Source organism: Paenibacillus popilliae ATCC 14706 (assembly GCF_000315235.1).
Classification (GTDB): Bacteria; Bacillota; Bacilli; order Paenibacillales; family Paenibacillaceae; genus Paenibacillus_B; species Paenibacillus_B popilliae.
Genome location: NZ_BALG01000476.1, coordinates 31,270 through 52,097, shown reverse-complemented (window position 1 = coordinate 52,097; position 20,828 = coordinate 31,270). Strand labels below are relative to the sequence as shown.

The window sequence follows — 20,828 nt, the reverse complement described above, 5'->3', positions numbered from 1 at the left end:
TCTTCATCAATTCCCATAAAGATTTTTGTTTCAAGGGATAATAATTTTGTGCCTATTTGTGTTGTGCCACCTGACATATATACTTGATCATCTGTTTGTTGCAGGGTAGATGTGCTCAGTTTTGCAGCAATTGCTTATGCAGTAAAAGTAGCCTGGTTTGATATGGAGTGATGGGCATGATAGGCTTACTGGTCTCTGCGAAGCCTGTGGCTTCGCCCCTTCGCAGGGAATCATGCCCATAGAGGCTCCATGTCAAACCTATGCATAAACCTTACTTGTTGCTGTATATTGATAAAATTGCTTGGCTGCAAAACTCGGCACTTTTCGATTGCCAAAAACAATCATCTGAATTAAGTATAAGATTACAGCCATGTCTATAAGGCCTGTTAATATTTTTGTAAAAAGATATTTTCTCATCGGGGGAATCAAGGGTAAGCAGTTTTTTCATTCCTTCTTGATCACGAAAAATATAAACGGTAACGACAGTATGAAAATCTGCATAAGGGTCTTTAGGGAAACTAGGGTCATAACATTCAATAAATTTATGTTTGGTTATTTGTTTTGCCGCATATTGTTTTATTAATCTTGCGCCGATTTGTGCTAGCGTAAACGGATTAGGGATATGTAGAGTCAGGTACTTTTCATACAGTTTATTTATATCAAGCTGCATATAAAATCATCTCCATCTTCTTTTTTTATCATGTAACATAAAAACTTCGAACCCATTTTACAGAAATTTTGTATTGTTACCGGTTTGAGTCCCAAACCTTTGTAACCGGTAACCTTCCCTATATCGTTGACGAGCTTTTTCAATGAGTGGATCATTTTCAAATTGTATATATCCAACTAAGTATAATGCTTTTAAGTAGCTTTCAAATCTTACGTTTCCTAGAACTGCCTCTTCCTCATCCACTCCCCAAAAGATATCTGTTTCAAGACATAATAATTTTGTTCCTATTTGTGTGGTTCCACCTGACACATAGACTTGATCTTCTGAATTAAGTATAAGATTACAGCTATGATAAATGTTAATATCTTCGTAAAATGATTTTTTTTCATCGGGGGAGTCAAGGGTAAGCAGTTTTTTCATTCCTTCTTCATCACGAAAAATATAGACGGTAGCGACAGTATGAAAATCTGCATAGGGATCTTTAGGGAAACTAGGGTCATATAATTCAATAAATTTTTCTTTGGTTATTTGTGTTGCCGCGTATTGTTTTATTAATCTTTCGCCGATTTGTGCTAACGTAAACGGATTAGGGATATGTAAATCCAGGTATGTTTCATACAGTTTATTTATATCAAGCTGCATCTACAATCATCTCCTTCTTATTTTTAAACTAGGAAACTAGAGCCAATAAGTAATTTGAACTAGCCCATCATTTTACGGGCAACCCTTTGTAAGAAAGGTGAACATAAACGCTTACTTTCTGTTTATTTGCCCTTACTATCCTTGAGATCTCCAATGTGGGTTCCTTTTTTTTCCTTCTTTACGTTCTGTGCCATAAAAAATGTGACCGGTTGCTCTTCCCGGAGCATGATAATGCCAATAATAATACGTTCCCCTATACCCTGACTCATAATGATTTTCAGGTTTATCGGGTTCCCCACCAAATGATGCTGCTAATTGTTTTGCCGCTTCTTTACTTGGGGACCACACCGAAGTATGTTTGTTTTTACTTAACCACTGCTTAGCTTCACTAAATGTTAATGGACCCCCAACATACAATTCGTATTGAACTGCAGCTCTAAAGTATTGCGGTTTTTCTTCCTTATCGCTATTGCTCAATGCATCTGCTATATCTGTAGCTAATGTAAAAGCTTCGTTAGCTAAAGTTGTAAGCACAGCCGTTGCACCAAGCCATTTTAACAGTTCTGCAGCTCCTAATCCTATCCAAGGAATTGCCGGTACAACTCTTTTCTCTCTCTTTGACAAATCATTACTATTAGTATCATCAAAAGTTTGTTGATGATACATTTGTTGCGCATGTTGCATTTGTGTGTCATTGTCTATGTAGGCGTTCGAAGCATAGGTATGTGATGCTGTGAGGAAAAACATCAAAAATGCAAGAAATATTGAGGCAGTACGCCTATTTTTTTTCATTTTCTATTTCTCCCTTTTCATCAAATTTTGGCTCTAGTTTCCATGTTTAAATATACCATGACTAAGATAGATTGTAAAATGAAATGCGACACCATCTGGAAATAAAAAACAAATGGCTCATGGCTGGATTCGTGTAGAATGAAAGTTCTCACACCCCATTCACACAAGGAGAATCCATCATGAGCTATACTCATCTTAGCATACTCGAGCGAAGCAAGCTGGAAATCCTCCAGCAGCATCCGTCACTCAGAAAAATACCGTCCGGATCGGTGCCGGACGGTACGTGATGGTGTGATCGTCTATATTCGACTATTCATCAATCAGGATAAATAGGCGTTCATCGCTAACTAACTTTGTGCTCCAGCAAGGCATGCTGCAGCACTTCATCCATGTGCGCCGCTGGTATGAATGTCATCTCCTGGCGGACACTCTCCGGTATATCGTTTAAGTCCCGCTTATTTTCGGCGGGATAAATAACGGTCTTAATGCCGGCACGCAAAGCGGCAAGCGACTTCTCCTTCAAGCCGCCGATCGGGAGAACCCGGCCGCGGAGCGTAATCTCCCCGGTCATCGCTACATCCTTCGAGACATAGCGGTTCGTCAGCGCCGAGACGAGAGCCGTTGCCATCGTAATCCCCGCCGACGGGCCGTCCTTCGGAATCGCTCCTTCGGGCACGTGAATATGAATGTCGGCCTTCTCATGGAAATCGGATTCCAGATGAAATTCAGCGGCTCTGGAACGGATGTAGCTGAACGCCGCCTGGGCAGATTCCTTCATCACGTCACCCAACTTGCCGGTCAGCAGCAGCTTGCCGGTGCCTGGCACGACGCTCACTTCGACATGAAGCGTGTCACCGCCAACCTCGGTCCAGGCGAGTCCGGTGACCGTCCCCACCTGATTATACTGCTCCGCCAGGCCATAACGATATTTGGGAACGCCCAAGTAGTCGGTTAGCTCATGGGCTTGAATCGTCACTTCCGTGATGCCGTCCGATACGATCATCCGCGCCGCTTTACGGCACAGCGCGGCTAACTGCTGCTCCAGCTGCCTTACGCCCGCTTCCCGGGTATATTCCCGGATGACCTGGCGCACGCCCCCTTCTTCAACATGCAACTGCCCGTCCTCTAACCCATGCTCCCGCTTCTGCTTCGGCAGCAGATGGCGGGACGCTATCTCGAGTTTCTCCAGTTCAGTATATCCCGAAAGCGAAATCATCTCCATCCGATCCAGCAGCGGACGCGGAATATTATGTACGGCATTGGCCGTCGTTACGAACATGACATGAGACAAATCGACCGGCAGTTCGACAAAGTGATCGCTGAACGCATTGTTCTGCTCCGGATCCAGTACTTCCAGCAGCGCGGAAGCCGGATCTCCGCGGAAATCGGAAGCCATCTTGTCGATCTCGTCCAGCAGCAGGACCGGGTTCATCGTCCCTGCATTCTTCATTGCCTGCACGATGCGTCCCGGCATCGCGCCCACATAGGTGCGCCGATGGCCGCGGATTTCCGCTTCATCGCGCACACCGCCCAGCGAGATGCGAATGAACTGGCGCCCGAGCGACTTGGCGATGGAGCGGGCAAGCGAGGTCTTCCCGACACCCGGAGGGCCGACCAGACACAAGATCGGACCCTTCATCCGCTTCACCATCTTCTGCACGGCCAAATACTCCAGCACCCGCTCCTTCGGCTTGTCGAGCCCGTAATGATCTTCATCCAAGATGGATTCCGCCTTGTGGAGATCAAGATCGTCTTCCGTGCGCTTGGACCATGGAATAAGGAATAACCAGTCAATATAGTTGCGGATTACCGATCCTTCCGCCGAAGTGGAAGGCATCTTCTCCAGTCGATCGATTTCCTTCTGGATTTTGTCCTTCACCTTATCGGGAGCTTCCAGTTCAGCCAACTGCGAACGCAACTCCTCGATCTCGCCGGCACGCCCTTCCTTGTCGCCGAGCTCCTTCTGAATCGCCTTCATCTGCTCCCGCAAATAATATTCCTTCTGTGTCTTCTCCATCTGCTTCTTTACGCGCTGGTTGATCTTTTTTTCCAGTTCAAGCACTTCGCTCTCGTTGTTCAGCATGTGGAGCAGCTTGTTCAACCTCTCGGCGGCAGAGACGGTCTCAAGCAGTTCCTGCTTATCCTTCATCTTCAACGGGAGATGACTGGCGATGACATCGGCCAGACGCCCCGGCTCCGCGATATCGGTCACGGCCGACAGCGTCTCCGGCGTTACTTTCTTCGACATGTGGACATAGTCCTCGAACTGCGTCAATACCATCCGCATCAAGGCTTCCGTCTCGGATGAAGGATCATGATCTTCATCATGCAGCGGAATCGCGTTGACCTCGTAATATTCGTCATTCGGCACATATTCTGCGATTTCCGCACGCTCCACGCCTTCGACCAGCACCCGGATGGTGCTGTTCGGCAGACGCAGCATTTGGCGCACCTTGGCTATCGTTCCAATGCGAAAGATGTCTTCCTGAGACGGCTCTTCGATGCTCACCTCGGCCTGGGAGCACAGCAGCAGCATCTGATCCTCCATCATGGCCTGCTCTAGCGCCTTGACCGATTTGTCACGCCCGACATCAAGATGAAGCACCATGCTCGGGTATACGAGCAATCCTCTCAACGGCAGAAGAGGCAGACGCCGACTTTTTATAGGTTTGAGCCCCATCGATCGCACCCCCATGGTTATACTTGTTGTAAATTCACATGTAACCAATATTTTATCAAATGTTCAAGCAAAACTCCAACTTCCTGTCCTCATCCCTTCGATTCAGGATGGGCTCCTTTCTCGGACGCTTCCGCATGAAGCAGCGGCATCGCCGCCCCCGCTGCCCGTTCATAAGGCTTCGCCACGGCATGCGTCCCTTCTTCCATCACATGGCCGAAGGTGTGAGCGAATGCTTCGTCCACATGCTCGATCGGAACGACCTGCAGCCCCCCCTCCAGCTTGGTGAATATTTCCATCCAATTCTCCTTCGGGATAAGCACGCGTGTCGCCCCTGCCTGGAAGGCTGCTTCCACCTTCGCCAGTACGCCGCCAACCGGCTTGACCCGGCCATGGATGCTAATCTCCCCGGTCATCGCCAATTTGTTGTCTACCGGCCACTGGTTCATCGAGGACGCGATAGCGACGACCATCGCTACCCCGGCCGACGGGCCGTCAACCGGCGATCCTCCTGGGAAATTGATATGCAAATTGTAATTGGACGGTTCGTAGCCAAGGCTGCACAGCACCGTAAGCACATTTTCCACCGAGCCTTTGGCCATGCTTTTGCGGCGCAGGGTTCGGCTTCCGCCACCCAGCTCCTCTTCATCGACAACGCCGGTAATCGTATAGGTGCCGGCGCCGTTTTTGACCCGAATCGCATTCACCTCGATCTCCAGCAGCGCGCCCATGCTCGGCCCGTAGACGGCCAACCCATTCACCAGGCCAATCTGCGGCTCAGAAGGCACCTTCCGGTCCGGACGCGGCGGAATCTGGCTGCTGTTCGCGACCCATTCCACATCGGCGCCTTCAATGGCCGAGCGTCCCTCCGATATCGCCAGTCCCGCTGCGAGCTGGATCATGTTAACCGCTTCCCGACCGTTCGTGGCATAGCGCTTCACCATATTGACCGCAGCTTCGGACGGCGGAAATCCGATTTTGCGCATCGCATGCTCGGCAATCGATTCAATTTCCGCAGGCAACAGCGGGCGGAAATAGACCTCCATGCAACGCGAACGCAGCGCAGGAGGCAGCTCCTGCGGTGAACGCGTCGTTGCGCCGACGAGGCGGAAATCGGCCGGAAGGCCGTTTTGAAATATATCATGGATATAAGTCGGAATATTGGAATCCTCCGAATGATAATAGGCGCTTTCCAGAAACACTTTCCGATCCTCCAGCACCTTCAGCAGCTTGTTCATCTGAATGGGATGCAGCTCGCCGATCTCATCGATGAACAGCATGCCCCCATGCGCCTTCGTAACCGCGCCCGGCTTCGGCTGGGGAATGCCGGCGACGCCCATCGCTCCAGCTCCCTGATAGATCGGGTCATGAACGGAACCGATCAGCGGATCGGCGATTCCCCGCTCGTCGAACCGGGCGGTCGTCGCATCGATCTCCGTGAATTTGGCTTCCTTCGTAAATGGAGAGCTTGGATTCTTTTTTGCCTCCTCCAGCACGACGCGGGCCGCCGCCGTCTTCCCGACGCCGGGCGGGCCGTACACGATGACATGCTGGGGATTGGAGCTGCACAGCGCGGCTTTGAGCGCCTTCAATCCGTCACGCTGTCCGACGATATCGTTCAGCGAGGTCGGTCTCGTCTTCTCCGTCAACGGCTTGGTCAGCGAAATGGAGCGCAGCTTATTCAGCTTATCCATCTCCTTTTTCGATTCGCGGTCGACAGCCGTCCGGTTGCCCTTCTGGTTCCGCAGCAGATTCCAGAAATATATCCCGATTACAACGGCAAAAAACGCGTTAATCAACATCAAAATAATACTTACGTTCATCGTTTCATCCTCCCGTAGCGGCCCCATGGCGCAAGAAATCCGGTAAAGTTCAATACTTGGTAGTATTACCCTTTGCCGGGTGCATTATAAGTGGCCGCTGAAGAGGGAATGAGAAATGATAAGCGCCCTGAAAGACAAATATTCGTATATATCGTGAACAATCATGAAAATTTTCCAAGAAGTTGGTTACTTTTTACTACGCCTCATGTACAATAGGAGTGTTATATGGAGAGCGTTCCGTTTTCCCGATTTTCTATATCCATCTCAGGAGGCTATGGCAATATGGCTATGAAGCGCAGCAAGCGTTGGACATGGATGCTGATTCGCGGGGCTGACCGACCGGCAGTTCAGTTCAGTATTCCAGCGCTGCTCATCACGGTTGCCGGCATCGCGATCATGGTATCGATCACGGCAGCGATAACTCTTGTCATCGCCCAGACGGCGTCGTTGAACACCATACGCGCGCAGCAGGCGAAGCTGGAATCGGAGATAACGGAGAAGCAGGAGCAGCTTGCAACCTCCCGCCGCCAATTATCGGCACTGATGACCGAATCGAACCAGATGAAGGATCGAATGGATCAAGTGGCGCAGTGGGAACTGCAGCTGCAGCACTACTTGCGCGCCTCGGGTGAAGCGATACCGTCCGCGGAAGGCTCTTCCTCCGGCAAGACCTACTCGCTGGGCGAAGCCGGCCGACTTCCCGTCGGCGGTGAATATATTCAGGCGCTGTCCGATGACGCACCTCCCGATCTTCGCCTTCATCCGCTAACGGCGCCATCGAATACCGTGGCTGATACGCATCAGCAGCTACGCCGGATGGAAGCGACATGGAAAGGCTGGATGACGACGATGCCCGCTCTGTTGGCGCAAGCGGAGACATTCAAGCAGCGGCTCAATTCTACCCCTACCTTCTGGCCGACGGACAGCACCTATATTACGTCCCGATTCGGCGGCCGCTCCGACCCATTCCATGGAAGCAGCGCGTTCCATGCCGGGCTTGATATCGGAGGGGACATGGGGGATCCCGTCTACGCCGCAGCAGACGGCAAAGTTATCGCCTCGAATTACGACATGATGAAGGGCAACTACCTTATCATCGATCACGGTTCATCGCTAACGACCCGCTACCTCCATCTCAGCGAACGCAGCATTCGTACCGGAGAGCTGGTCAGTAAAGGTCAGGTGATCGGCAAGATGGGCTCGACCGGCAGAAGCACCGGCGCTCACTTGCATTTCGAGGTCCGCCAAGGCGAAGAGGCGGTCGATCCCGCCATCTATGTCGGTTCTGGAGAAAAGTAAAGAAAAATAAAAAAAAGCGAAGAGAGGAGCAGAGACATGTTTTCCAGAAATGAAAAAAGACCGCCTGGCACAGATACGTTAATCGGTCAGGCGACCACATTGGAAGGAACGGTAGATTGCGAGACCGATCTACGGATAGAGGGCACTATTCGCGGCTCGATCCGCTGCAGCCGCAATGTTACGATCGGAGAGTCGGGCGTTGTATACGCTGACGTGGAAGGAGGGAGCGTCATGATCGCCGGCTCACTGACGGGCGATGTAACCGCCTCCGGCTCCCTTGTTATCGAATCGACCGGGCAACTGAACGGCAATGCAACGTGCACCGCATTCATTATTAAGGACGGCGGGCAATTCAATGGCACGAGCTCTATGGGCGAAGCGAAGAAGAACTCCGCTTCCGTTCCACACGACAGCAGCGCAGCGGTGCCTGCCAGCGAGAACGGCGTCTAGTCCTTACATACGAATAAGAAGCCGGCGCAACAATGCCCCGGCTTCTCTATCCATAGATTTGCTTAATGCTTGCGCCCCGGAATCTGACCGGTCCGCTCGTACTCTGCGACAATTTGATCGATTTCCTTTTTCAATTCCGCGACCATTTCCGATTCAGGCACTTTGCGGATCATCTCACCGTACCGGAATAACAATCCCTCGCCGCGCGCGCCGGCAATGCCGATATCCGCCTCGCGAGCCTCACCCGGCCCGTTGACGGCGCATCCAAGCACCGATACTTTGATCGGTACCTTAATCTTCGATATATATTCTTCGACTTCATTGGCAATCGAGAACAGATCGATGTCCAGACGTCCACAGGTCGGACAAGAGACCAGCGTCGCCGCATTCGAGATAAGTCCGAACGATTTAAGCAATTCGCGGACAACCTTCACTTCCTCAACCGGATCAGCGCTGAGGCTGACGCGAACGGTAGAGCCGATGCCCAGCGAGAGCAGCGCGCCGAGACCGGCAGCGCTCTTGATCGTTCCGGAGAAGAGTGTTCCAGCTTCCGTAATTCCCAGATGAAGGGGATAAGGAATGACTTCCGCAGCCTTCGTGTAAGCGGCAATAGCCAACGGCACATCCGAAGCCTTGAGCGATACGATAATATCGTGAAAATCCAGTTCTTCCAAAATTCCGATATGAAACAGTGCGCTCTCGACCATCGCTTCAGGCGTTGGATACCCGTATTTCTCCAACAAATGATGTTCCAATGAACCAGCATTGACGCCAATCCGGATCGGAATTCCCCGTTCTTTGCATGCTTTGACGACGGCTTCGACTTTGTGACGTCGGCCGATATTGCCCGGATTGATGCGGACCTTGTCGATCCCGTTCTCAATCGCCTTCAACGCCAGACGATAGTCGAAGTGAATATCGGCGACAAGCGGAATCGAGATCTGCTTCTTGATCTCCTTAATCGCTTCCGCCGCTTCTTCATTGTTCACCGTGACGCGCACGAGCTGACATCCCGCTTCTTCCAGCCGGTGAATCTCGGCTGCGGTTGCCTCAACATCCGCCGTCTTCGTGGTGCACATGCTTTGGATGATGACGTCATTGCTACCGCCAATCGTTACGTTGCCTACTTGTACAGGTCTTGTCTGATATCGCAAATACATATCATTCTCTCCCATGCCGGAAACGGACGGAAAAGCGCCGATTAGGCGCTTTCCTCCTGCTTCTTATCCGTCGACAGTTCCGGAATCATTCGTTCGCGCACGACTTGCTCTGTAATGACGCAGGTCGTAATATCATCCCGCGACGGCACTTCGTACATGACGTCGAGCATGATGCCTTCGATAATGGCACGGAGTCCGCGTGCCCCCGTTTTCCGCTTGATCGCTTCCAGAGCAATCGCTTCCAGCGCGCTCGGCTCGAATTCGAGCTTCACGTTGTCCATCTCCAGCAACTTCTGATACTGCTTCGTCAACGCATTCTTCGGCTCGCTCAAGATGCGGACCAGTGTATTCTCATCCAATGGCTCCAAGGTCGAGATGACCGGCAAGCGGCCGACGAATTCCGGAATGAGACCGAATTTGAGCAGATCTTCCGGAAGCGTCAACGTCAAGTATTCGCCCGCCTTCAGATCCTTCTGAATGCCGTCTGCATTGAAGCCAATAATCTTCTTGCCGACACGGCGCTTAATAATTTGCTCCAGCCCGTCAAACGCGCCGCCGCAAATGAACAGAATATTCGTCGTGTCGATCTGGATGAACTCTTGATGCGGATGCTTGCGTCCGCCTTGAGGAGGCACTGAGGCAACCGTTCCTTCCAAAATCTTGAGGAGCGCCTGCTGTACGCCTTCCCCGGACACATCTCTCGTGATCGAAGGGTTCTCGGACTTGCGCGCCACCTTGTCAATCTCGTCGATATAAATGATGCCCCGCTCCGCCTTCTCAACATCATAGTCCGCAGCCTGAATCAGCTTCAGTAAAATGTTCTCGACATCTTCGCCGACATAACCGGCTTCGGTCAGCGACGTCGCATCCGCAATCGCAAACGGCACATTCAAAATTTTGGCCATCGTCTGCGCAAGCAGGGTCTTCCCGGATCCGGTTGGTCCGACTAGCAGTATGTTGCTCTTCTGTAGCTCCACATCCTCGGTTTTGTTCTGGCTGTTGATTCGTTTGTAGTGATTGTACACAGCAACCGATAACGATTTCTTCGCCTGATCCTGGCCAATGACATATTGATCCAGAATCGCGCGGATCTCCTTCGGCTTCGGAATGTCTTTCAGATCGACCTCTTCCTCGTGACCGAGCTCTTCCTCCACGATCTCCGTGCACAGCTCGATGCACTCGTCACATATATATACGCCTGGTCCCGCGACCAGCTTGCGCACTTGCTCCTGAGACTTGCCACAAAAAGAACACTTCAATTGGCCCTTCTCCTCGTTAAATTTGAACATTCCTATCCCCCTTTACTTCAAACCCGGAGTACCCGGATGCAGAACGCTGTCTACAAGACCATATGCCTTCGCTTCATCCGCACTCATGAAGTAGTCGCGGTCGGTATCTCGTTCGATTTTTTTATACGGTTGCCCGGTTCGATCTACATAGATCTGGTTCAGCTTCTGCCTGGTCTTAATAATCCAGTCGGCATGGATCTTGATGTCGGACGCTTGCCCGCGGACGCCTCCCAGAGGCTGGTGAATCATAATCTCGCTATTCGGCAGCGCGATGCGCTTGCCTGGCGCTCCTGCCGTCAGCAGTAGCGAGCCCATGCTGGCCGCCAAACCGACGCAGATGGTGGATATATCCGGCTTAATGTGCTGCATCGTATCGTAAATCGCCATTCCCGCCGTAACGGAACCGCCCGGAGAATTGATATAGAGATGAATATCCTTCTCTGGATCGTCTGCCTGGAGGAAAAGCATCTGCGCGATGACACTATTGGCCACATCATCGTCAATGGCGCTTCCCAGAAAAATAATGCGATCCTTCAACAGGCGCGAGTAAATATCGTAAGAGCGTTCGCCGCGATTTGTCTGTTCGATGACCATCGGGATTAAATTCATGGTACCGCCTCTTTTCTTTACAAAGCTACACATTTCTATATTATCATTTTCTGAACAAGATGTCATTTCCACAGCAGTTACCACTAGTGTATGTATGGCAGCGGGGCCTATTCCCGGCAACCGTATATGTACCCGCACAGCTTATGTTCATCATGCGTCAGACTGCCTCTAAATATGTACCACTCGATAAGGAACAGTGGAACGTTACGTGCATGCCAAGAAGCGATGATGGGAGAGACAGAGAGACAGAGCGACAGTAGAAAAAATAAGGCACGCTAAAAATAAACATGCGTGCCTTATCCTGTTAGCAGCAAATTGCTGCGCCATCGTATATGATTCGTTTATTTGCTGTTTTGTTCCAAAAATGCAACCGTCTTGCGGATCAATGCTTCTTCACGCAGGTTGTCGAGCGTACCGTTCTTGGTAAGGATGTCGCGAATTTCTTCAGCAGTACGCTTGTAAGTTCCGGCCATCTTATCCAATTCAGCAGACAGTTCTTCGTCCGAGATGGACAGGTTCTCTTCCTTGGCGATTTGCTCCAGAACGAGATTGTTCTTTACACGCTTGTCTGCTTCCTTTTGCATTTGCTCGCGCAGATCCGCAATCGTCTGACCGGACAGCGTCAGAAACATATCGATGTCCATGCCCTGCATCCGCAGGCGGTTGTCCAGATCCTTCACCATATGCTGGATTTCGCTCTCGATCATCGCGCGCGGAATGTCCACTTCAGCGTTCCCTGCCGCTTTTTCCACGACAGCCGCTTCGCGTGCGCCTTCCACTTCTTTTTCCTTGCGGGATAGAAGCTGCTGCTTCAGATCAGCCTTATATTCATCAAGCGTGTCGAACTCACTTACGTCTTTAGCGAACTCATCGTCAAGTGCAGGCAACTGCTTGCGCTTGATTTCATGCACTTTTACTTTGAATACGGCTGGCTTGCCGGCCAGGTTCTCTGCATGGTAGTCCTCAGGGAATGTCACTTCGACATCCTTGAAATCGCCTGTTCCCATGCCGATCAGTTGCTCCTCGAAGCCTGGAATGAAGCTGCTGGAGCCCAACTCAAGCGTGTAACGCTCCGCCTTGCCGCCTTCGAATGCTTCCCCGTCTACAAAGCCTTCAAAGTCAATAACGACGCTGTCGCCTTTGGCGGCAACATCCTCATCAACGATGATCAGCTCTGCTTGGCGTTCCTGCATGCGCTTCAACTCAGCGTCAAGTTCTTCTTCTGTCACTTCTACCGATTGTTTTTCCACTTCAAGGCCTTTGTACTCGCCAAGCTGTACTTCCGGCTTCACGGTTACTTTCGCTTTGAATTTGAACGTTTGCCCTTTGCCGATTTGCTCCACTTCGATTTCCGGCTGATCGACCGGCTTGATGTCGGTTTCTTTTACCGCTTGGGTATACGCCTCTGAAAGCATAATGTCAATGGCGTCCTGGTACAGGCTTTCCACGCCAAATTTCGCTTCAAAAATCGGACGAGGAACTCTTCCTTTACGGAAACCAGGAACGCTCACTCGCTTGGACACTTTTCTAAACGCTTGGTCCAGCGCTGCCGTCACGCGCTCCGCGTCGACCTCCACTTCCAATACTCCAACGTTCTTCTCTATTTTTTCCCAGGTTGCTTTCATTTTATGCCTTCCCCTCCAAAAAAAATCACATGGCTAGAGTGTACCATTATACGTCCAGAATAACCACTATAGTATAGCCGACTACAAAAAGTTTTTCAAGGCGATGCTTACAGCCATTTCCTATGTACCACGATATGTTTCCCAAGCTTCTTATAAAAACGCAGCCGCCACATGAAATTCTCCGCCGAATCGCCGAATCAGGTGTCTTATTCCCCGCTCAGTGATCGCGTAATCGCCCGCAGCGCCCGCTCGTAGCTTATCCGCAGCTCCCCGGTCAGTCCGTAGATCGTCTTGACCTCCGCTTCCTCCTCTTCGATATGGAGCAGCCGGGCGACGATCCGGTGCAGCGCGGCCGCCCACGCATCCGCTTCCCGTTCATCCCCTTCGCAGAGGCTGCGGTACATCGAAGTGCCGTATATCAGCTTAAGGAATTGCTGCCACATCTCGGATGCGAAATAGGCGAGCGACGGCTCCCGCACCGCCGCGGATTCGTTCACCCGCTCCGCCGGGGCAACCGCATTCGGAGGGTATGACTCCAGATCGAGCGGTGTTGCTTCAATATCGACGACGACGCGCTCCTGGCCGCGGGTAAAAAACACCTCCCCTTCGATACCCCGCCGCCTCAGCGTCTGCAAAATGCTGAATTGCAAGAGCGGATGAAGCGGATCATGCTCCAGCATCCGAAGTAGCGAAGGATCAATAGAATCATCCTCGGCTGCCGCCAGATGCTCCAGGACAAGAAGCTTGCGATCATCCATATCGCCTTCGGTCAGCGAGGCAAGGAGCCTTGCGATATACTGACTGTCTGCTCGAAGCTTCTGCTGGATCTGCTGCTTAAGCATTTCCCGTTCCGTCTCTCCGCTGTCCTCGACTTTCTCGGCCCAAGGCCCCGACTCTGGGAAGCCTTCTTCAGCAACCCGCTCTGCTTCCGGAAACGCCGTTATTAACCAGTGCATCAGCGCGCTCCATTCCGTTCTAATCTGATCATCCTCTCCTTCGCATTGCAACAGGAAGCGGAGCAGCGCGATCGCTTCTCCGTAACGCTCGGACTCCAGCATGCGTGTCAATTCGATTTGGTAATAATCATGCGTTTTCGGAAACAGAACGACATTGTTTTTTTCCGGCAGGATCTGATCGTCCGTCATGCAAGCACCTTCTTTCTATATCAAGCCGACTACTATCGCCATCCATCGATCTTATGTATGAGTTATCCGGGATTACGGGAGCGGCGGCATCCGTCATGCCGATAAGCTATTATACCATATCTCCGTGCAGTTCTCCCCCTACCGGGAATCAACGGGCATTCCGGATACCGCCGGATACTCTATTCAGACTTCCCCTTCCCGTTTCCCTTTATGAACAGCCTGTGCAAATCGGCTGGCGCCAAAACATACTGGGAGTAAACATCGGCACAGATATGGCGCATGTGAAGACTTCTCCAAATGTTCTGTCTACTTATATACGTATCATGTGGCTAAATCGTTACGGATTTTAGTTAGTTATCGCATATGCCTTCATTCATATTTTTTTCTCAATTTTTCAGTTTGATGGTTGCAAGGTAAGAGAATTTTTGTTAGAATCATAAATGTTGCAAAATCAGTTTATTTTCTTTTGTCCCAGTAGCTCAGCTGGATAGAGCAACGGCCTTCTAAGCCGTCGGTCGGGGGTTCGAATCCCTCCTGGGACGCCAGTTTACGAAAAAAACCGTTATATCAACGATTGTCAGACATTGAATGTAACGGTTGGCATAGCGATAGACCAACGGTCTGCGCCACTAACAAGAGGTGAACGTTGAACCTCTTCGATTAGGCACCGTCGGTCACCACGCGGTATATAACGAGCCTCCTACAGATGAAGTAGGAGGTTTTTTCGTGTGTCTGGTCCGAGAAGTAGAAAACAAACGATAAGAGGAAAACGCGCAACCGCCGCACGCCGCTGGATTACGATATGGAGAGCGCCCTCGATTTATTACATCGTCAAACCATCTCTATGGATATGAAATCAAACACTCACCGTTGGAAGGACAAATTTTGCGCCAACGTTTGTGCCATGCGCTATCTCTTATTTTAGTTTTTTGAGTACCTTGTGAATGAGATAAATAAATAAATAAATAACATAGCCAATGAAGGCTAATCCTAGAAACGGTAAGATGAGAGTAATTAAATTCATAATATTCCCTCTTTTTTTGAAATTTTTGTTGGCAATCCTAGAGACTTAATGTTATATTTTAGGTGTTAATTCCTAAAAAAACCATATGAGAGGAGAAATTCAGAAGATGAGGAGCAAAAAAATGATGTCCTTGTTGCTTGCAACTACGCTTTGTTTTTCGTTATCAGCTTCCGTATTTGCCGAACATGCATCTATGCCAAACACGAAATATTCTTTGGAAAGTGTTGTTCCTTCAACTTATCTTACAAGATATAAAGGGAAATTTCAAACATTTGATCAAGTATATGCTGTATTTGGAAAGAAGGTTAGACCTATGACAAGTGAAGAAAAAGCGAACGAATATGTTTATTATGTGCAAACGCCAGACGAACTTGCCGCTTTATTGGCGTTCTTGAACGATCAAAAACAATCGGCACAGAATAGAACGGTTGAAATACATCATGGCGGCATACATACGTTGGCTGCCCAAGCAGCCGGGCAATCATCCCGTATATCAAAGAGAAGTACTGATTTAGCAACAGAGACATTTGAAAAGACTATTTATGACAATAAGATTTTTTGGATTAAAGGATATGTTACCATTGACTACGTACCAAGAGTAGGGACAATCACAAAGACCACGGCTAGAAGCGCTTTATTGGGCGTTACAGTTGGACATACCTGGAAACCGGTTCCTCCAAGAATAACTGTACTATCCAAGGTCAAACGAAAAGTGATATTCGCAGGCGAACTTACGACTGAAATATTTGTTCGTGGAGTTGGTAAAGTTATGACGGAAAATATTGAGGGTACCATGCTTGTTCAGAGTATCCCGTTAATTGAGGGCCCTTGTAAAACGTGTTCCTAAACAATTCAAGGAGAATAAGCCCGCCACCGCTCAGGACGACATAACGATCTACTGGTATCGGGAGCATGTTTGCTGCTGGGAGCGATCACTCTTGGAAAATGAACGCCCGGGTCCACACGTCTTGCATGCTGGGGTCCCGGGCGCACATGATCTTTATTCGTAGCCGGATTTTCTGCCGCTGTCATCCCACGGGTTTTTCTGAGCCGGATGCTTCGGGTTGGCATTGATTACCGCATCGGCATGATTCGGCTGCTGATTATACTTATTGCCTTTGTTATCCTTGGAACCTGCCATCTTCTTGTCACCTCCCTCTCCAGTTCTCGCCCTCGAACCGGATGTTCCTGTTCGCCCGCTCCGTAAATGGGTTCGGTTACTCCATCTGGAACAGATGGTCGACGGCATCCCTGACCTCCGCTGAGCCGAGGGCGGCATCCAGCAGCAACTCCTTGCCGTTCACTGCCGCGCCCAGCGTATCGGTCCCGAAATCCTCGGCCGCGAATTCTTCAGAGGCAGTATGCATCGGATTGTCATACCCATCCGTCTTATCGTCCGCATCGCTCTGCACGGCCCGGACCAGCTCATAGCCCCCGTTGCGCACGGGCGCGATATAAGCAAGCACCGGTGTGGCGTTCTCATCCGCCGGAATCATGCCGATCTCGGCGCACAGGCGGCCGTCAATTTCGACCGGACGCCGGAATTTGGTCGCTTTCCATGTCATCGTGCTTCCTCCTGTCGTTTCTAAACTGAATCAAGTAGCTGCTCGATGAACCGCTTCGTATCCACCGTTTCTAATCCATCAAGCCCTGAAGCTGCTGAATCTCCTCCTCATTGGCATCCACCTGGATAGCTTTCGGCTTCCGGGTCTGAGCTATGGTGCGCCGCTGGACCGACACGTACATTGTGCGTCGTTCCACCGCTATCCCCCTTTCTTGCTCCAGCTCCTCCTGCCGCAATGACCGCCAGCAATGTTCTGGAGTTTTTCTTTATCTTCTCCCGATGGACATACATCTTATGCTGTTTTTCGCATAACCATGTTATTATCTCAATCTTCCGATGAACCCGGTTCATCATTCTTCCGGGGAGAGATTGATGCGGAGAGGATGAACGTTACATGTGTGGAATTACTGGATGGATCGATTGGAAAAGGGACTTGACGCAGTATTCAGGCATCCTGGAGCATATGACGGAAACGTTATCCGCACGCGGACCGGATGCCAAGGGAACATGGATCTCCGGTCCATGTGCGCTTGGCCACTGCAGATTGTCCGTCATTGATCCGGAAAATGGCGCTCAGCCGATGATTCGCTACACCGAACAAGGGACCTATGCCATTACGTATAACGGGGAATTATACAATTCGAAGGAACTGAGAGAAGAACTGGCCAGCCGCGGCTACCGCTTCCGGACCCAATGCGATACGGAAGTGCTGCTTGTCGCTTATCAGGAATGGAAGGACAGCTGCGTAGAGCGGATGAACGGCATTTTCGCGTTCGCGATATGGGATGAGGCGGAGCAGCGTCTGTTCATGGCCCGGGATCGGCTCGGGGTGAAGCCGCTGTTCTACGCTCGGGGGAATGGATTCCTCCTGTTCGGGTCGGAGCCTAAGACGATGCTCGCCCACCCGGATATTGAGGCCGTGCTCAGCACGGAAGGCGTCGCTGAAGTATGGATGATTGGCCCTGCCCGGACACCCGGACACGGGGTATATCGTGATCTGGCAGAGCTTCGCCCGGGGCATGCGCTCTGCTATGACCGCGACGGCGTCCGCATTCAGGCGTACTGGACGCTGCAGAGCATGCCGCATGAAGGAACCGCCGAGGAGACGGCGCAGCGGGTCCGCGAGCTGCTGGAGGACATCGTGGAACGCCAGCTCGTCTCCGACGTGCCTGTCTGCACCTTCCTCTCTGGAGGCCTGGATTCCAGCGCGCTGACGGCCTTGACCGTCCGCCACTATGAACGCCACGGATTAGGCCGACTTCATACGTATTCCGTCGATTATGTAGATAATGATAAATTTTTCAAAGCTCATGCGTTTCAACCCAATGCCGACGCACCATGGATTGAACGCATGGTCGAGTCGCTCGGCACGGCCCACCATTGGATACAGTTCGATACACCGGAGCTGTTCAACTCGCTGCAGCAAGCGATGCGGGTACGCGATATGCCCGGAATGGCCGAAATCGACGGCTCCCTGCTGCTCTTCTGTGAGGAGATTAAGAAAGGCGCCACCGTAGCCTTGTCCGGTGAAGCGGCGGATGAAGTGTTCGGCGGCTATCCGTGGTTCCACAGGGAAGATGCATTGAACGCCGATACCTTCCCTTGGGCGCTGGCGACTCCGTTCCGCGCCAGCCTCCTTCATCCAGAGGTCGCGAAGCAGATTCACGCCGAAGAATATGTCGCGGACCGATATGCCGACGCAGTGCGGGAAGCGCCCCCCCTGCCGGGAGAAGTGGCGCAGGCTGCCAAGATGCGGGTGATGTCTTATCTCAATATTACCCGCTTCATGCCGACCCTGCTCGACCGCAAGGACCGGATGAGCATGGGAGTGGGGCTGGAGGTGCGCGTCCCGTATACGGATCATCGGCTTGTAGAGTACGTCTACAATATTCCATGGAGCATCAAGATGTATGGCGGCCGGGAAAAAGGGCTCCTCCGCAAAGCGCTGGAGGGGGTTCTGCCGGACGATGTGCTGTACCGGAAAAAAAGTCCGTTTCCGAAAACACATAATCCGAATTACTTACAGACGGTGCGTCACCAAGCACTGGCGCGGCTCGACGATCCGGCATCGCCGCTACATCAGTTTATTCAAGCGGACCGAATCCGCGAAATCGCCGCATCCGAAGAAGCAAGCTCTCATCTTCCTTGGTTCGGACAGCTGATGTCTGGCCCGCAATTGTTTGCTTATTTGCTTCAAGTGGACAGTTGGCTGCGCGAATACAACATAAGGGTCGCCTGGTAACGGCACGTCTATCGTCAGCCTTCTCGCTCCCCGGCAACATACAAAGACACACGCCGAACGGGCTCGCGCCCGCGGCGTGTGTCTTTATATCGCCCGAATCCAGCTTATTCGGATTGGCTTTGCCGATGCTCTCGGCGAATAACGCCTTCGTCTTGTCGGTAATCGCCTTGCGGAAATGATCCGGAGCGCTCGGATCGACGAAGCGGACGTGAATACCGAGCTTCTTCAGCGTCGTCGAGAACAGATTGTACGTTCCGCCAGCATCGCAGCAAGCGATGCGATCCGAAATATCCGCTGGTCCCTAGCTGCAAACGTCAGGCTATCCCGTAGCGCAGCTTATCCAGCATCAGGCGGATGGCTGCGCCGCGATGGCTGATGCGCTCCTTCTCCTCCGGTATCAGCTCGGCCATCGTGCGCCCCAGCTCCGGGAGATAGAAGAGGGGATCATAGCCGAATCCATGATTGCCCCGAGGCTGGTCGATAATATAGCCGTCAACGGTGCCGGCGACCTCGGCGAAGGACTGCCGCGCCGGATCATACAAGACGAGGACGCATACGAACCGGGCCGGACTCAGAATGCGGCATCCGGCCGGAGCATCCGCTTCCAGCGAAGGAAGCTTCCCGAGCTCCGCCAGCAGCTTCGCATTGTTGGCTTGGTCATCCCCATGCCTACCCGCGTATCGGGCGGAGTAGACGCCCGGCGCCCCGTCCAGCCGCTCGACACACAGGCCGGAATCATCGGCCAGCACCGGCAGATTCAGCGCCTCGGCCATCGTCTTCGCCTTCTTCAGCGCATTGGCCGTAAACGTGTCGCCATTTTCCTCGATGTCGGGAAGATGCGGGTAATCGGCCATGCTTAACACACGCTTGCCGATCGATTGGAAGGCAAGCCGAAATTCCTTCAGCTTGCCTTGGTTCTGTGTCGCGATAATCATCGTATCTTGCTGCGGTATCATTGCTTCCCCTGTACTCATGCCTTCGCTGTCTCTCCTCCGGCTGCTTGCGCTTGAGCGGTAATTTTATTGGCGATCGGTCCAAGCGCTTCTTTCTGCAGCTTGACGATATCCAATATGCCCTTTTCCGCCACAGCAAGCAGATCATTCAGCTCTTGACGCGAGAATGGGCTATCCTCGCCTGTGCCCTGCACCTCCACGAACTTGCCGCTGCCGGTCATGACCACGTTCATATCGACCTTGGCCGTCGAATCCTCATCATAGTTCAAGTCGAGAAGCGTCTTCCCTTGCAGGATGCCTACGCTGACCGAGCCCAAAAAATCGGTAATCGGGAACTTGGACAGATTGTGCTGGGTTGCAATCTTGTTGACCGCCATCGTCATTGCAACGAACGATCCGGTAATCGACGTCGTACGCGTGCCTCCGTCCGCCTGCAGCACATCGCAATCGAGCGTGATGGTGCGTTCGCCCAACGCATGCAGATCGACGACCGAGCGGAGTGCGCGCCCAATCAGCCGCTGTATCTCCATCGTGCGTCCCGTCAGCTTGCCGCGGGCCGATTCCCGCTGATTGCGGACCTGTGTCGCCCGGGGCAACATCGAGTATTCGGCCGTAATCCAGCCCTTCCCCTGCCCTTTCATGAACGGGGGAACCTTCTCGTCAATCGACGCCGTGCACATGACCCTCGTGTCGCCAACTTCGATGAGGACCGAGCCCTCCGCGAATTTATTCATATTCGTCCGAATCGTAATCGGGCGGAGCTCATCCGCCTGTCGTCCGTTGCTTCTCATGAATTTATGCCTCCTGACATTGCTCTGTCGCCCGATAGGGAACATTTTCTTATTTTATCAAAGACCTTGGCGA

The 20,828-nt window shown here is 51.7% G+C and carries 19 protein-coding genes, 1 tRNA gene and 1 pseudogene; 5 read left to right on the top strand and 16 right to left on the bottom strand.

Features of this window, described 5'->3' with window-relative positions; genetic code table 11:
* Window positions 1–271: 271 nt before the first annotated feature.
* The 5 genes from PPOP_RS18715 to lonB all read right to left on the bottom strand — a co-directional run bounded on the left by PPOP_RS18715 (window position 272) and on the right by lonB (window position 6,604).
* Window positions 272–670, bottom strand: coding sequence for a hypothetical protein (locus tag PPOP_RS18715; protein ID WP_006288275.1), 399 nt, complete (start codon window positions 668–670; stop codon window positions 272–274).
* A gap of 57 nt (window positions 671–727) precedes the next feature.
* Window positions 728–1,312, bottom strand: a complete 585-nt coding sequence (locus PPOP_RS18710; protein WP_006288274.1) for a hypothetical protein — start codon at window positions 1,310–1,312, stop codon at window positions 728–730.
* A 135-nt stretch (window positions 1,313–1,447) separates the two neighbouring features.
* Window positions 1,448–2,104 (bottom strand): hypothetical protein, encoded by a 657-nt coding sequence (locus PPOP_RS18705; RefSeq protein ID WP_042230109.1) that lies wholly within the window; start codon window positions 2,102–2,104, stop codon window positions 1,448–1,450.
* Between the two features lie 343 nt (window positions 2,105–2,447).
* Window positions 2,448–4,784 (bottom strand): endopeptidase La, encoded by a 2,337-nt coding sequence (gene lon, locus PPOP_RS18700; RefSeq protein ID WP_042230107.1) that lies wholly within the window; start codon window positions 4,782–4,784, stop codon window positions 2,448–2,450.
* Window positions 4,785–4,873: 89 nt separating this feature from the next.
* Window positions 4,874–6,604 (bottom strand): ATP-dependent protease LonB, encoded by a 1,731-nt coding sequence (gene lonB, locus PPOP_RS18695; RefSeq protein WP_042230103.1) that lies wholly within the window; start codon window positions 6,602–6,604, stop codon window positions 4,874–4,876.
* A gap of 282 nt (window positions 6,605–6,886) precedes the next feature.
* Here lonB and PPOP_RS25390 point away from each other — a divergent pair, with 282 nt between their 5' ends.
* Both PPOP_RS25390 and PPOP_RS18685 read left to right on the top strand, forming a co-directional pair.
* Window positions 6,887–7,903 (top strand): M23 family metallopeptidase, encoded by a 1,017-nt coding sequence (locus tag PPOP_RS25390; RefSeq protein WP_042230101.1) that lies wholly within the window; start codon window positions 6,887–6,889, stop codon window positions 7,901–7,903.
* A gap of 36 nt (window positions 7,904–7,939) precedes the next feature.
* A complete protein-coding gene (locus PPOP_RS18685) occupies window positions 7,940–8,353 on the top strand; it encodes a bactofilin family protein (protein WP_042230099.1) in 414 nt (137 codons plus the stop codon).
* A 62-nt stretch (window positions 8,354–8,415) separates the two neighbouring features.
* Here PPOP_RS18685 and ispG read toward each other — a convergent pair whose 3' ends face one another.
* The 5 genes from ispG to PPOP_RS18660 all read right to left on the bottom strand — a co-directional run bounded on the left by ispG (window position 8,416) and on the right by PPOP_RS18660 (window position 14,181).
* A complete protein-coding gene (gene ispG, locus PPOP_RS18680) occupies window positions 8,416–9,513 on the bottom strand; it encodes a flavodoxin-dependent (E)-4-hydroxy-3-methylbut-2-enyl-diphosphate synthase (protein WP_042230096.1) in 1,098 nt (365 codons plus the stop codon).
* 41 nt (window positions 9,514–9,554) lie between these two features.
* Window positions 9,555–10,802: an ATP-dependent protease ATP-binding subunit ClpX gene (gene clpX, locus PPOP_RS18675; RefSeq protein ID WP_006288267.1), complete on the bottom strand. Its 1,248-nt coding sequence runs from the start codon at window positions 10,800–10,802 to the stop codon at window positions 9,555–9,557.
* A 12-nt stretch (window positions 10,803–10,814) separates the two neighbouring features.
* Window positions 10,815–11,411 (bottom strand): ATP-dependent Clp endopeptidase proteolytic subunit ClpP, encoded by a 597-nt coding sequence (clpP, locus tag PPOP_RS18670; protein WP_006288266.1) that lies wholly within the window; start codon window positions 11,409–11,411, stop codon window positions 10,815–10,817.
* A gap of 341 nt (window positions 11,412–11,752) precedes the next feature.
* Window positions 11,753–13,036 (bottom strand): trigger factor, encoded by a 1,284-nt coding sequence (tig, locus tag PPOP_RS18665; RefSeq protein WP_006288264.1) that lies wholly within the window; start codon window positions 13,034–13,036, stop codon window positions 11,753–11,755.
* Between the two features lie 206 nt (window positions 13,037–13,242).
* Window positions 13,243–14,181 carry a hypothetical protein gene (locus PPOP_RS18660; RefSeq protein ID WP_006288263.1) on the bottom strand — a complete coding sequence of 313 codons (939 nt, stop codon included), beginning with the start codon at window positions 14,179–14,181 and terminating at the stop codon, window positions 13,243–13,245.
* Between the two features lie 468 nt (window positions 14,182–14,649).
* Here PPOP_RS18660 and PPOP_RS18655 point away from each other — a divergent pair.
* Both PPOP_RS18655 and PPOP_RS18650 read left to right on the top strand, forming a co-directional pair.
* A tRNA-Arg gene (locus PPOP_RS18655) sits at window positions 14,650–14,726 on the top strand.
* A gap of 585 nt (window positions 14,727–15,311) precedes the next feature.
* Window positions 15,312–16,052 carry a hypothetical protein gene (locus PPOP_RS18650; protein WP_042230094.1) on the top strand — a complete coding sequence of 247 codons (741 nt, stop codon included), beginning with the start codon at window positions 15,312–15,314 and terminating at the stop codon, window positions 16,050–16,052.
* A 153-nt stretch (window positions 16,053–16,205) separates the two neighbouring features.
* Here PPOP_RS18650 and PPOP_RS23605 read toward each other — a convergent pair whose 3' ends face one another.
* The 3 genes from PPOP_RS23605 to PPOP_RS25265 form a co-directional block, all read right to left on the bottom strand.
* Window positions 16,206–16,346, bottom strand: coding sequence for a hypothetical protein (locus PPOP_RS23605; RefSeq protein ID WP_006288260.1), 141 nt, complete (start codon window positions 16,344–16,346; stop codon window positions 16,206–16,208).
* A 76-nt stretch (window positions 16,347–16,422) separates the two neighbouring features.
* Window positions 16,423–16,770, bottom strand: a complete 348-nt coding sequence (locus PPOP_RS18645; RefSeq protein WP_006288259.1) for a hypothetical protein — start codon at window positions 16,768–16,770, stop codon at window positions 16,423–16,425.
* A gap of 70 nt (window positions 16,771–16,840) precedes the next feature.
* Window positions 16,841–16,966, bottom strand: coding sequence for a hypothetical protein (locus PPOP_RS25265; protein WP_267879092.1), 126 nt, complete (start codon window positions 16,964–16,966; stop codon window positions 16,841–16,843).
* Between the two features lie 197 nt (window positions 16,967–17,163).
* Between PPOP_RS25265 and asnB the strand changes: the two genes are divergently transcribed.
* Window positions 17,164–19,011 (top strand): asparagine synthase (glutamine-hydrolyzing), encoded by a 1,848-nt coding sequence (asnB, locus tag PPOP_RS18640; protein ID WP_042230091.1) that lies wholly within the window; start codon window positions 17,164–17,166, stop codon window positions 19,009–19,011.
* Window positions 19,012–19,054: 43 nt separating this feature from the next.
* On the opposite strand, the pseudogene PPOP_RS21400 reads toward asnB, so the two are convergent.
* From PPOP_RS21400 to rph, 3 genes and pseudogenes are all read right to left on the bottom strand, one after another.
* Window positions 19,055–19,270, bottom strand: a pseudogene (locus PPOP_RS21400) (PLP-dependent transferase); the annotation flags it as partial.
* Between the two features lie 55 nt (window positions 19,271–19,325).
* Window positions 19,326–19,985, bottom strand: coding sequence for an XTP/dITP diphosphatase (locus tag PPOP_RS18635; RefSeq protein ID WP_006288256.1), 660 nt, complete (start codon window positions 19,983–19,985; stop codon window positions 19,326–19,328).
* Window positions 19,982–20,755: a ribonuclease PH gene (rph, locus tag PPOP_RS18630; protein WP_042230088.1), complete on the bottom strand. Its 774-nt coding sequence runs from the start codon at window positions 20,753–20,755 to the stop codon at window positions 19,982–19,984. Before rph ends, PPOP_RS18635 begins: the two co-directional genes overlap by 4 nt.
* Window positions 20,756–20,828: the final 73 nt, after the last annotated feature.